This window comes from Flammeovirga sp. AWQ4_249, assembly GCF_056161045.1.
The window spans coordinates 272369-286634 of the sequence record NZ_JBSWYJ010000001.1 but is presented as its reverse complement, the minus strand read 5'-3'; the positions used below and the strand labels follow the sequence as shown (position 1 = coordinate 286634).

The following is a 14266-nucleotide window of genomic DNA, read 5'->3' as shown; positions in this document are numbered from 1 at the left end:
TTTTAGATCAAAATTATTGAATGATCACTTTTTGATTATGTATCATTTTTTTACCGAGATAAACTTCCATTAGATAAATACCTGGAGGAATCTCACTAACATTGAATTCGACATTGTTCATATCCACATTTCCATCCAAATTAAACTGTTGACTATTGACTACATTGATCAATTGAATATTCATTTTATTTAGATCGCTTTTTACATTTTGTACTTCCACATTCAACTTAGTATCCGCAGGAATTGGGAATACATTGACATTATAGTCACTATTTCCTTCTGTATGAACAATCCTAGTCCACTCTTCTGCATTACCATCAAAGTCATATTCCGTTAGTTTATAATAGATCAATGATGAGTTAGGTACATCATCATCAATGTAATTATATACTTCTCGTTTTTCTGAATTACCAGCCGCTTTTATACGTTCTGAAATCACTTTGAATTTCTTACCATTAGTAGATCGTGAGATTTCAAAGAAGTCCACATTCACTTCCTGTTCATCAATCCAATCTAACGTCACATTTTCATCTTGAATTTTAGCTGTAAACGTAGAAAGTGTAACAGGTAAAGTAGTATGATGTCCAAAAAGAATATCAAAAGTAATGGCACCCATTCCTGAACCACAAGAAACATTTACATCATTGACAAATTTACTTGCTATTGCTAATTGACGTTTCATTTTACTGACAGCATTATCTGGGTCTGCATCTTTAGGAGTTTTATCAACTATTTCTTTTAAATGTCCAAGTGCAACAAAAGAGCCTTCGTTTGCATGATCTATTATTCCATCATAGCAAGCACAGAAAGCTCCATCCATCATGGTTTGTCCATTGTTTTTGAACATTTCACCAACTACTAAAGCTCCTTCTCCTTCGATAGATAAATCATCTACTTTTCCACTAGTTTGTGTCTCGAAGTTTTCACCAACTAAGATGATACCTTTATTTTGTATATCATATCTTTTATTAGTAGTATACGGAACATCTTTAAAGGATATACTTTTATCTACTTGTAAAGCACCGTGTGGTTCTATATGTAATCTATATTTTGATAATAATTCTAGATTACCACAAACCATTACAATTTCATAATCTTTAATTTCAAGAAGGTCATATGAATGCTGTCGATTATCTATTAAGGATACATCTCCTTCCATATAGTAGATTACATAATTTTTTCCATTATTACCAACATAAGTTTTTGAGTGACGTTGTAAGTTAGGACCAAATTTATCTCTGAAATATTGTAACCTTGATACTGGTCCTTTTACAATAACTGTATCTACCGTGTTATTATTTTTTAAGGCAACTAACCTATAAAATGTACTTTTTGTCTCATCAAATGCGACATCAAAGTCTTGTCCTGTAGGTAATGATGCACTTGGTTGTTCAGAAATTGTATTAAAGGATAAATTGTTATCAGACTTTTGAACAGTAATATTTTTAATTGTTGGAGCAGTTGCAACATCTATATTCCAACCAATTTCTACTGTATGTTCATCTTTTATTGTTGTGGTAACTTTGTAAATACTTTGAAGACCTTTATTAATTGGATCTTGTTCTTTGGCAGCTACAATCACTTGTTTTTTAAAAACTTCATCAAATTTAACTTCTATATAACTTAAATTTTGATCTTCATCTTCTGAACATTTTTTGGATTTCAGATTTTCAAAATGATGAACTACATGATTCAGTTCTGCTACTTCACGAATGATATTGATTCCCATAGAACCTACAACTTTCACACCTCCAACTGATCCTCTATGGGTTGTAGATGTCCAAACATATCCTGAGTTTGTCAAATGATGCACTTTAAGATTACCACCGATGGCCATGTAACCAGAAGTTACAATTTGATTGTTTTGAGGATTTTGGATTTCATCTACTCCTTTAAAATCTTTTCCGACAATTATATATCCACTGTTCTCTAATTTATGTGCTGTTGGAACTCCGTTAAAAACATCATTTTCATCAAGAATTAAACTACCTGAGATGATTAGATTGCCTTCGTTTTTTAATAATGAGTTCTTATCCAACTTTAAATCACCACATATAGCTAGTGTTTCACCTGCTTTTATTACTAGAGATTGTATTTCTGCTTCAGTTAGTGTTCCAAAAGCAACATCGCGATCAATTTCATAGACATCACTTCTTTTTTCTCCATTCATTATTCTTACAAGGAGGTCAGGCGTAATTTCTTTTATACTTTGAGAAAATGCTAATACAGGAAATAGAGTAATAGCTAGTAGTAATAATTGTCTCATAATTAATAGGTTATTTTATCCCATTAATATACAATGACTCCTATTTAATTTCTATTGAATAATAATTGATGAAATAAGATTCTTATTATAGTACTATTGATTATCTATAAATTGTATTAATGCCTTATCACCAATACATTTTATCTGATATTTCCCTCCTAAAACAATAGGTGTATTTGGATAATCATGACCAGCAGTCACCTCCGAAATTACAGGCACTTCTACTTTTTCTTTGACTATTTGTTTGATATTTAAAGGAAAAAATGGCTCTGATTCATCTGGAATTCCAGAAAACTGTCCCATAATCACAGCTTTTATTTTTTTGAGATCTCCACTTCTTTGTAAGTGCGTTAAATAACGGTCTATTTGATAGGGTTTTTCACCTATTTCTTCAATAAAAAGGATTTTATCCTCCATATTCAGTTCAGAATAAGTCGCTATTTGATCTGCTAATAAACATAAGTTCCCTCCTACAATTTCTCCTTCTATGACGCGATCACTATAACTTTCACTTACTTCTCCTTTTAAAGAAGGAATCTCTCCATAAAATAATAATCCCTTTAATTGACTTACACTTAGCTCTAAATCTTTATTAGCAAACTGAGCTACCATTGGTGCATGGATAGATTTGAAACCTAAATTATTGATACAGGTATGAAGGGCTGTTACATCAGAGAATCCAATGATATATTTTGGATGATCAATGAATTTGGCCCAATCTAAACGATCTATGATCCTAGTTAGACCGTATCCTCCTCTAGCCATAAAAATAGCTTTGACTTCAGGATCGTCTAATGCCATTTGTAATTTACTGATTCTTCTACTGTCTGCACCAGCCAAGCTTCCCCATTCCGCAGCCCATTCTTGATCATTGGGAACATATAATCCCCAACTTCTTAATGTTTCTATTCCTTGTAAAGTTGCTTCTACATCTACTTTTCCTGATGCTGCAACAACAAGTACTTTATCTCCTTTTTGTAATGTGTTCATAGTATTCAACCTGTTGCTTACTGTAATTTGTAAACTTCTGAGGTATAAAAAAAGCCTTGAACAAGTATTCTTATTCAAGGCTTTTCATTTTATTAGAATAATCCTTTAAAACCACTTAGACAGATACTTCTGCTTTAATATGTGGATGTGGATCATAATTTGTCAATTTAAAATCTTCAAATTTAAAAGAGAAAATATCTTTCACATCAGGATTAATTTCCATTTGTGGTAATGTTCTAAAATCTCTTGTTAATTGAAGTTCAGCTTGTTCTAAATGATTATTGTAAAGATGAGCATCTCCTAAAGTATGTACAAAATCACCCGGTTCAAGATCACAAACTTGAGCAATCATTACCGTCAATAATGCATAAGAAGCAATGTTAAAAGGAACCCCCAAGAATACATCTGCACTTCTTTGGTACAATTGACAAGACAGCTTACCATCAGCTACATAGAATTGGAATAAAGCATGACAAGGCATTAGAGCCATGTTGTCTAACTCACCAACATTCCAAGCTGAAATTACTAATCTTCTTGAATTTGGATTGTTCTTTATTTCATTAATCAACCAAGTAATTTGATCAATTGTCTTTCCGTCAGCTCCTTCCCATGATCTCCACTGTTTACCGTATACAGGCCCTAATTCACCATTTTCATCTGCCCATTCATTCCAGATTCTAACGCCATTATCTTGTAAATATTTAACGTTAGTATCACCATTTAAGAACCATAGTAATTCGTGGATAATAGACTTTAAATGAAGCTTTTTTGTCGTCAAGACAGGAAATCCTTCCGATAAATCAAAACGCATCTGATGTCCAAATACCGATCGTGTACCTGTACCAGTTCTATCTCCTTTGTTTGCGCCGTCGTTTAAAATTCTTCGAAGTAACTCGTGGTATTGTTTCATAGTGCTATTTTAAAAATACGAATGCAAAATAGCATTATTTCCTTTCGATTACCAAATTATTTGTGCGGTCAAAATAATAATCACTTCGCTTCACTCCCCCTAGATAAACATAAGGTAAATGAGAATCATCGTATTTGGAAACACCTCTTAAAATTTGCCTTCCTAACACAGATAAATAATACTTCCCTTCCTCTTCATGTATTAATTCAGGAGCCATATTTAGTATCATTTTTTCATATTGTAAATCTCCAAACCCTTCCCATCGTTGGCGTCGAAGTAGTTTTCCTATTAATTTATGTAATGATAAAGGCTCTATTTCTAAGAATTTTAATATTCTTCTTTCTATTTTATTTATTCCTGTTTCAGGATTTGGGAAACGCTCTAAATGAGCAATCATGGCCTCTTTTAAGAAAGCAAAACTAGATGGATGCTGATGAATAAAAGGCATGAAAGTGGTCAGGTTGCTATCTGTATATCTTTTCCAAAATTCCATAGCATATTCTACATCCTTCTGATTTAGTAGGAGTCTGTGATTATACAATTCTGGAAAATCTTGAACTCTGTAATTTCCTAGACCTTTATTTTCTTCAGTTTGAATGACTGCAATTGATCGATAAGTAATATTATTTTCACCAATAAAGGCAAGTACAGCCATCAAGTTGATCTGACAAAAAAGATCATTCTCAAACCAAAGTACTATATCGTCTTGGATAGTAGACAATTTTAACTTTTGGAGATCATCGTACAACTGGGTAGCAAAATTGCACGGATCGATGTCGTAATGGGTCTCGATAAAGTTAATTCTGGATTCAAAAAAGAGTTTCGTAAAGAGTTCACCCACACAATTTCCTTCTACCAACATTTCTCTAAAAACGATAGGAACACCTTCAAATTGATTTTGTTCCCACATACTCAATGTACTGTCACCATTTAGGATATGGTAAATCATAAACTAATTTATTAATATTAAAATATTTTAAAAATAGATACACTTATATTATTAATATTATAATAATACACACTTATTACAAAATATAAACATACATTTTAGATAAAAATCAAAATTTTTTCCTATTATGCATATTGGAACGTTAGACCAATTATGTCAAATATTAAGTGTGCGTTCTTTCTAGGTAACTTATAACAATTCCACCAACTATCATGAGAGCTTTATCTAAAAAAGAGCAAGATATTATTGCTATAATAAAAGCTGGTTTACGAGAATCTATGAAATTTGGATTTATTGCTGAATACATTAGTGTTATCATACCTGATCACAAAGAATTAGCAGAGAAAACCTTAAACAAATTATGTCCTCATTCAGGGGCTCAAAAAGAACAGTTAGATGCTGAAGATGTGAATATCATCCGAAAGGTCATGGAGTTTATTACTGAACCCAATACACCTTTCATTAATATTATTCACCCTTATCACAGAAATTTAGCATTAGAATATCAACATTCTTGGTTATATAATCTATCTGATTTAGGAACACCAATGGTAAATGTTCCTTCTTATTTAAAATAATACATTTAAACTTCTAAAGTATTACCAAATCGTAAAATACTTTAGGAGTTTTTTTTATGTCCTTACTTTTTGGACTAAAGTACAATTTGTTATTTCTTCTCAAGAGAAAAACTCAGACACAAAAAAAGGTACACTGCTTAACAGTATACCTTCAATTTATATTTTATATCTTGTAAATAGCTGAATATTAAAAACCTAAGTTGACTACTTTTGGAGATTTAGTATTCATCATTTCTTTTGATTTCTTAATCGCTTTCAAATTCTTAATATTCTTAATTAACTCTTTTGTCTGGCGAATATCTGTTTTGATATCTTCTAAGTTTAATGCATTAAAATACATTTTACCTAAACCAATAGCCATAAAGATTTTGAATTCAAATCCTACTACTGAAATAGGTTGTTGAGAAAGAACAAATGCAATGGCAAATAAGAATACCACTAAACCTGTTACTCTTTTCACTATTTTTTCTGGTGATCTTTCAAAAAATGAAGCACCAACCATTAACACACCAATCATAAGTGCATATATTCCCATTACTAAGAAATTTTGTTCAGAAGTATAATTTCTGTAAATCTCAGCAAATGGAGCCAATGTCATTATTACTAAAATAATTCTGTTGACTTTTGATTTATCGTCTAATGTGTCGGTTAAAGTGAAGAGTTTGTTCTCTTCCTTGATTAATTGTTTTGTAGATTGCATAATGATAGTAATTTAATAGGTAAATCAATTACCTAACTAGCAATAAGTCGTTATAACTAGCCTGTTAATTTATTTAGATTTAACTGTCTAAACAGCTCAGGTTCACAAGTTGTGATTATTTTCTAAAATAAGCAATAGTACTCACATTAGTTAACATGCATTTTAAACTTTATTTACTATAAAAGATAAATTAATCTTTAATTAATTGTTTTTCAGTAGTTTAAATACCAACATTTTAACATTTCCTACTTAATTTACATCTACTTTCAATCTATTGATCCAATTAATAAATAAATCCATCCACTGATCTGTTCCATCAGAAGTTCTACCAATTCCAAACCCATGACCACCAGTTGGGAAAATATGTGTTTCAACGACTGCCCCTACTTTATGAGCCTTCTCAGCATATAAGGTTGTTTCTTCAATAAAACATACTTGATCATCATAAGCATGGACTAAAAATGCAGGAGGTACATCTTTTGTGACATAATCCAACAATGTGTTTTGAGCGATTTCCACTTTTGTCAACTTACGGTAATAAAGACTTTCTTCAAGCCATTTTAAATTAGCTTCTGATAAATCCGTTACACCATAAATGTATCCGCAAAAGTCAGGCATTTCTTCTTTATCATCTGTAGACCATAAAGCAGACACTGTTGCTAAATGACCACCAGCAGAAAACCCAACAACACCAACTTGATCTTTAGAGAATCCATATTCCGATGCCATTTCACGCATCATCTTCAATCCTCTTCTGGCATCTGTAATGGGTACCATTTCTGGCTTGGTAGATGATTTCGGGTTAGGTATCCTATATTTTAATACGGCAGCCGTAATCCCTGCCTCTTGTAGTTTTTTTGCGATATCATAACCTTCATGGTGCATAGCGACTAATCCATATCCTCCACCTGGGATGACCATCACAGCTTTTCCTGTATTTTTTCCTTTGGCTTTGAAAATGGTTAAAGTAGGTTGAGTGATATCAAAAGCACACAGAGTACCATAGGCTTCCTTCTCATATTCTTTTAAATTATTTTCTTTATAAAATGGAATTTTTCCTTTCTCCCATAAAGGGACGACTTCTTGTGCTATTGCAGAAAAGTAAGTGATGAATAAACTTACAATTAATACTAATTTCTTCATATTTCATCCATTTTAAAAAATGCTCTAATCTCTTTGTAGTGTTCCTCCCACTTTTCATCAGAAACCCAATGACCTTGTGTTTGATCAATAAAATAAGTCTTTGGTGTTGTGATGAGATTATAAGTTGCAAAACTTGTTGACGGTGGGCAAACTTCATCTTGTAAACCTATACCCATAGATACTGGACATTGAATATTTTTCGCCATGTTTTTCGTATCAAAATAGCTCAATGTATTCAATACTGTATTCCATGATACAGTAGGATGTTGCATCAACCATTCATCAATTTCTTCCCAATTAGAGATACTAAAATATCTTTCCCAATCTGTTAAAAAAGGAATATCTGCTACACAAAAATCAATTCTTTGGTCTAATGCGGCTGTCATAAAGGCCAATCCACCACCTTGAGATGCTCCCCAAACAGCAATTCGATCTTTATCTACATCTTCTCTCGTCATGATATAATCTACTGCACGAATACAATCTAAGTAAATACCATAATAATAGAATTCTTTAGGATTGTCCAATCCTCTAGCCCACATTTTATAATGACGTTTTCCAGAATTGTCACTATTACCATGATCTCTGACATTGAATGAGAAGATGATCATGTCTTCGTATTTGTCCACTGGTTCTAAATTTACAGTATAACCTGGTACTTGAATTAATGTAGGGTAAACGCCTTTTTTCTTAGGTACTTCTAACCAACCTCTTACTGTTAACTCTCCTACACTTTGCATCTCTACTTCGAAAAGGTTCGTCTTTGCATCTTTATTTCTTTTTATCTTTTTTACTTTGAAATTGGGCTTTATAGCTGCTAATTCTTCTAAACCTTCTTTCCAAAATTCATCAAAATCAACTGGTTTTAATAAAGGAGAAGATATATTTTCAGGGTTCGTTGTAACAACTGTTTTAAATTTTTGTGTAATCCCATTGACATTCACCTCCGCTCTTACTTCAAAAAAGCCATCTGTTTGGAATCGATATAAAGGACAATAAGCCCAAAAAGTACCATTAGGTTGTACTTTGTAGGGAAATGCTTTTTTTCTTAATACTACTCCTTCATCATTCGTAATTTCCCAATCAATGGTATACTTCATTTCTTCTGAAGTTGTATTTTTCACTTCAGCATACAGTTCCAAAAGACGGTCTGGAAAGATCCCTTCATTTTTAGGAATGAGTTTAATTTTTAAGGGTGACTCTTCGGTTTTCTCTTGTGCAATAGTTATGCTTGAACAGAGATAGAAGATCGAAAAAATGAGTAATAACTTTCTTATCATTGTATTTGTTTGTTAAAGTTTGAGTTAGCATTATTATTAATAATTACACTTACTCTATATTAATTAAACTATTGTTTAATTATTTTGAAAGGTGTTTGATTTCCTTCCACTTGTATAAAATATATTCCATTAGATAGATTGGATAAGTCTACACGATTGCCAATTCCTTCTAATTTAGAAATTCCTTGAATATTGTACACATTAAAATGCGTTTCATTTGTGCTTCCTTTTAATAGAATAAAATCTGTTGTCGGGTTTGGATATGCCACTATTTTCAATTCATTCTCCAACTGTACAACATCATTTCTTTTTCTAGCATTACTTGATGCTAATGACATTTCTGCTAAATCAAAATCTACAGTCGAATTATTTCTAGCTTCTAAAATAACATTGATTTGCCAAGTTCCTGCAGGGGCAGCATTTGTTGTCAGTTCTACTTGTTGCCAAGTACTGTTTAACCCTCTTACATTTTGCTGACCTTCTGTGATTATATTTTGTCCTTGATCTCTAAACTCATATTTCAATCTCCCTCTATTTCCAGTGACCGTTTTTGCATATACTGAAAGGTCAAAAATATCTCCCTCTGATGCAGGTGCTGCATGCATAACACCGTAAGTTGCAGGGCAACGAATATAACTATTACCATCATAAGCATCTGATGCATTCGCTACATATTCTGGAAAAGACCAAGTAGCAAATGGCCTCCAACCATCTGCAAAACCCTCCATTAATGAAGATTCAAAACTTCCATTCCCTACCTGTCCATAAGGGGCAAACGTAGATAAATCACTAGGTGTTGGCGTTGGTAAATTAAGCACTTCAGCAATATGAGTTGATAATATATTTGCAAAAGTAGCATGTTCATTAATTACAGCATGATAATCCGACCATAACCAAGGGAATTTCACAAAAGAGATATTTTGATCTCCTGCTGCTTGTCTTTCAGTTACAAATTCACCTACATAATCTGCAGGCTCACCTATTGCCCAACCATAAGAATTTGCCATTACAATATGAGCTGTTGGATAATGTCCTCTCAATGTATTCACAAACTGTTGCCAGCTACTTTTTATTGTATTTTTATTAGCTCCAGCGTAGTAATCATTTGCTCCAAGGTTAATTACTACAACATCAGGATCAAAATTGAAATAATTATTTTCAAAATCCCATTGATTGTTTCTTCCATTACCTCCAGTAATATGGATACGATGATAATAATCTTTCAAATCAAGACGATTCATATTATCCGTAACTCCATACCCTCCAGCAGAGAAATTTGAGATTTCAGCATTCAGCATCCTTCCTACCATTGCTGGATAGGTGTAATACCCACCAGACAACCTTGCAAAACCTTCATCTCTAACATCCCAAGCTGACCAACCTGCGGCATTAGAATCACCAAAATACTCAATTTGTAAACTTGGACGAGCAGGAGGTGCTACTAAGCCAGACCCTCCTTCAATAGTAAAGCCATTAAATGTTACTTTGGTATCGTACTCATTCACCTTGACAATTTCTACCGTATGCTCTCCGGCTGTTAACCCATCAGCTAAAACAAATGTTTGATTACTTTGTGTAATTCGAATCACATTTCTATTATATGGATCAGCATTTCCATCAATTATCACATAAAGATAACTGTTGCCTACAGTATTGGAGAAAGTAGCAGAGATAGCGGTACCGTTAAACTTCGCTTTTATAGAAGTTGAAGGCATTGAAAATACAGGTGCATTCGCATTACGCATTGTCATCCGACCTGTATATTGTATGTTGTCATTTGAGGGTAAAACTGTTACCGATTGTGCCTGAAGTAAACCTACTTCTACAAATACCGATAGAAGTAAAAATGATAGTATTTTTTTCATTTAATGTGTGTGTTTAGAGAATTAACTTCTTCAATGATTAAAATAGATTGAATTATTATTTAATAAGGAGAGCCGGCTTTCTCCTTATTAAATAAACTTATTTTTGGGTAAACGATGGCAGTAAGTATGCATTAAGTGTTGTGTATAATGTGTTGTTTATTGATTCTTAATTTTTAAAAAATTTCTTGCTATTATTTTGGTCTTTTCGATGTACGATATATAAACCTTTATTCCATTTTGAGATATCTAACTGTTTATTTTTTCCTCTATATATCTTATTTCCTAATTCAGAATATATGGAATAATTAATAACACTATTATCTTTTGATGAGATCTGAATAAAATCTGTTGCGGGATTAGGAAAGACATTCCATCCCAAGTCTTTTGTTGGTGTTTCAGTAGAAGTTACATCATTGTATTGCATTTGTATATCATCAAATAAAACGACATTAGATGATGATGAAATTGCCACATCAATCTGCCAAGTATTTAATGGAGCTTCTGTTGTTAAAACACTTATTTTTTGCCAATTACCTGTTGTTTCAATAGAAACTTCTTTCGTTGAAATTTCTCGCTGCCCTTGGTTTTTAAAAGTATATCTTAATGTTCCTTTTCCACCATTACCTTTTGCGTAAACTGTAATGTAAAATTGTTCTCCTCGAGTCGCTTTTACTGCTTGATGTACCCCTGAACCAGAAGGACATTCTATTATTCCAGAACCTGTTTTAGCTTCTTTTTCATCATTTATAAACTTAGCTTCACTTGTTACAGAAGTAGGCCTCCATCCATCTGGTCGAATCCCAAGTATAGCATTTTCAAAAGAAGGATTTCCTAATAAATTCCCTTCTTGAGGAAAAGACGAGTAAGGATTATCTTCAGGAATATCCCAATTCATTTTTTCTGCAATATGTCGAGTTAAAATATTTGCAAAACCAGCATGTTCTGAAATAACAGCATGTTCTTGTCCCCATAACCAAGGAAATTTGACATAAGAAACATTATTATCCCCTCTAGCTTTGAATTCCTCAATCATTTCATCTACATAATCAGCAGGTTCACCTATTGCCCATCCTTCAGAATTTGCCAATACGATATGAGCATTAGGATAGTGTGGTCTTAATTGTTCTAATACAATCTTTCTCCAACCTTGTTTTTGAGTATCTCTATTTACACCACTATAGAAATCATTTGCTCCTAAATTAATCACCACAACGTCTGGTGTCTTATTAAGATAATTATTTTCTAAATCCCATTTATTTGTGGTTGGTTGATCAGTATTAATATGGATATTTTCAACATATCTAGTTAAATCACTTTTCCCCATATTTGGTGTAATACCAAAACCTCCTGCTGTAAAATTAACAAGATCAGCACCTAGAGCTCTCGCAGTAAATCCAGGATATGTAAAGTAAGCTCCTGAAGCATTATCTCCTCCTTGATCTTTATCATTCCATGCTGACCACCCCGAAGGATTAGAGTCTCCATAATATTCGATTAATCGTTCACTTCTAGCAGGGAAATCTATTATTTCACCTTGACCGAGATCAAATCCATGAAATTCAATTAGACTCCAATATTCATTCATTTTTACTAACTCCACAGTATGTTCGCTATCTGACAGATTATCGGCTAACGTATACGTTTGTTTAGCTCTCACTATTTCTACAATATTTCTATCGTATGGATCTGCTTTTCCATCGACTATTACATATAGGTATCCTTTTCCATCTCCGTCAAAATTTTTGGCTGAAAAAGTTCCTTTTAATACTGTTCCTTTGAATTTAATTTTGATAGTACTGCTAGGCATACTAAACCTAGCTACATTGGAGGCTGTAAATTCTATTCTTCCAGAATATTGAAGGGAAGAATTATTTGGTAAGATTTCACTACTCTGAGCTACACAAGTGATTGCCCAGAGTAATAAAATTGTTAGATTAATTAGTTTCATTGTTTATCGGTTAATTACATAAGTTGTTACCGATTTTGGAGCGATAACAATTGGAGCACTTACTTCTTGCTCACCTATGTATTCTAAATTCTTAGACGATGACGTTTGATACATTTGCATCATCTCACCTTCTATGTCGTTATTTTCAAAATTAAAATTGATATCATATTCATAATCGTTGTAATTCACTAAAACTAAAACGATTTTACTTCCATCAACAGAAGCATATGCAGAGGACATAATACGCTGCATAATAAAGCTATCACTATTTTGCTTATCAAACAGTTGATTTGTATGTACTCTGTGCATTCCTTTATCAATAAATCGGCTATAATTTCCTAATGCATATAGCATTTTTGAGGTTTGATAACTTCCTCCAGCTTCTGATTTATTGATATAAATTAAACCATCTTTATAATCATAAGGACTTACAGCTAACCACCACTGCCAAGATGAAGCCTGAGCGATAGTTAGGTCGTAATGGACCACTCTTGCTAAGTATAAACCCATATCGATTGACAAATCTTTCCCATTACCATCAATATTTTCTTCAAAATCTCGCATGATACAGAACTCAGTCATGTTATATTTTAAAGAAGGATTTATTTCATTTAATCTCGATGCTAACTCTTGACGCATAGAAGCAAGATATTGTGATTCTGTTGTCCAATAGCTATGACCTGAAATAGATTGAGCAACATTTGATAAATCACCAACATGATTACTTCCTCCTCCAAAAAACTCATTGATTTGATCATCTCTTCCAGATTTATCCGTTCCTTCTTCATAGACATAATCAATTTGTCCAGCTTCAGCTACTTCAATTTTTGTCGATAGTCCTCTTTCTGATATTTTTTGGTCTAGAACTCTCACTAAACTTGCTACTTCGTTATTGGTATAAGGACTACCTTCCTGTCCTGAACTTCTGTCCCAATCCCATTGTGTTTCATTCACTGGAGACAACTCATCGATAGTGGTTCCATTCTCTTTAAAATGTGTCACCACTTCGGTTAAGAAGTTTGCGTAATTTTCATATTGTCTTGGAGCCAAATTTGATGTTCCTGGAGTGGATGTATTTGCTCTTCCGTTTTTTGTATATTGGATTGGAGCACTGTTTGCAAAACCAATAATTTTATCAACACCTCTTGTTTTAGCAGCATTCAAAAACCATTGTTGTCCACTTTGTTGCGTCCAATCATATGTAAAATCATCTTGAAGAAAACCTTCTGTACGTCTCCACGAATCACTGATTGCACTTGAATTACCTTGTGCTGATGATCCTGCTCCAATATTAAATCGCCAAATATTAAGACCTATTCCTTCAGGAGATCCATTTTCATTCAATTCATTTGAAAATAAAAGATCTGCAATTTCATTCTTTGTATCATCAGGCCAATTACCTACATGTTGAATAGACCATGCATCTGAAGCACCAAAACCATCTATTTCTTGGTATTGTTGTGAAATATCAATACTAAGAGTAGTGTCGCCAAGACTACTTCCATTATTTTCTGGAGTATCCTCAGAACAAGATGTAAATAATGTAACTGATAATAAGGCGGCTGTAAAAGTCTTAAAAATTGAGTTAATATGAAGCATAAAAAATATGTTTGTAAAAGAGTGTTACCTCATCGAAT

11 protein-coding genes are annotated in these 14266 nt (G+C 32.9%); 1 reads left to right on the top strand and 10 read right to left on the bottom strand.

Annotated elements, in window-relative coordinates:
• Positions 1–13 precede the first annotated feature (13 nt).
• From ACXAHM_RS01115 to ACXAHM_RS01100, 4 genes are all read right to left on the bottom strand, one after another.
• Positions 14–2266: a hypothetical protein gene (locus ACXAHM_RS01115; protein ID WP_474958544.1), complete on the bottom strand. Its 2253-nt coding sequence runs from the start codon at positions 2264–2266 to the stop codon at positions 14–16.
• Between the two features lie 93 nt (positions 2267–2359).
• Positions 2360–3256, bottom strand: a complete 897-nt coding sequence (locus tag ACXAHM_RS01110) for a S66 peptidase family protein (protein WP_474958543.1) — start codon at positions 3254–3256, stop codon at positions 2360–2362.
• Between the two features lie 115 nt (positions 3257–3371).
• Positions 3372–4166 carry a thymidylate synthase gene (locus tag ACXAHM_RS01105; RefSeq protein ID WP_474958542.1) on the bottom strand — a complete coding sequence of 265 codons (795 nt, stop codon included), beginning with the start codon at positions 4164–4166 and terminating at the stop codon, positions 3372–3374.
• Positions 4167–4200: 34 nt separating this feature from the next.
• Positions 4201–5115 (bottom strand): hypothetical protein, encoded by a 915-nt coding sequence (locus ACXAHM_RS01100; RefSeq protein ID WP_474958541.1) that lies wholly within the window; start codon positions 5113–5115, stop codon positions 4201–4203.
• A gap of 212 nt (positions 5116–5327) precedes the next feature.
• Between ACXAHM_RS01100 and ACXAHM_RS01095 the strand changes: the two genes are divergently transcribed.
• On the top strand, positions 5328–5693 hold the full coding sequence (locus tag ACXAHM_RS01095) for a hypothetical protein (protein ID WP_474958540.1): 366 nt from the start codon (positions 5328–5330) through the stop codon (positions 5691–5693).
• 187 nt (positions 5694–5880) lie between these two features.
• Here the strand turns inward: ACXAHM_RS01095 and ACXAHM_RS01090 are convergent, their stop codons facing one another.
• From ACXAHM_RS01090 to ACXAHM_RS01065, 6 genes are all read right to left on the bottom strand, one after another.
• Entirely contained in the window at positions 5881–6393 is a 513-nt protein-coding gene (locus tag ACXAHM_RS01090; RefSeq protein WP_474958539.1) for a hypothetical protein, read from the bottom strand.
• Positions 6394–6642: 249 nt separating this feature from the next.
• Positions 6643–7536, bottom strand: a complete 894-nt coding sequence (locus tag ACXAHM_RS01085; protein ID WP_474958538.1) for an alpha/beta hydrolase — start codon at positions 7534–7536, stop codon at positions 6643–6645.
• Positions 7533–8816: an acetylxylan esterase gene (locus ACXAHM_RS01080; RefSeq protein ID WP_474958537.1), complete on the bottom strand. Its 1284-nt coding sequence runs from the start codon at positions 8814–8816 to the stop codon at positions 7533–7535. Before ACXAHM_RS01080 ends, ACXAHM_RS01085 begins: the two co-directional genes overlap by 4 nt.
• A gap of 68 nt (positions 8817–8884) precedes the next feature.
• Positions 8885–10681 (bottom strand): GDSL-type esterase/lipase family protein, encoded by a 1797-nt coding sequence (locus ACXAHM_RS01075; RefSeq protein WP_474958536.1) that lies wholly within the window; start codon positions 10679–10681, stop codon positions 8885–8887.
• Positions 10682–10847: 166 nt separating this feature from the next.
• On the bottom strand, positions 10848–12629 hold the full coding sequence (locus ACXAHM_RS01070; protein ID WP_474958535.1) for a T9SS type A sorting domain-containing protein: 1782 nt from the start codon (positions 12627–12629) through the stop codon (positions 10848–10850).
• A 3-nt stretch (positions 12630–12632) separates the two neighbouring features.
• Positions 12633–14228: a glycoside hydrolase gene (locus ACXAHM_RS01065; protein WP_474958534.1), complete on the bottom strand. Its 1596-nt coding sequence runs from the start codon at positions 14226–14228 to the stop codon at positions 12633–12635.
• Between the last annotated feature and the right edge of the window lie 38 nt (positions 14229–14266).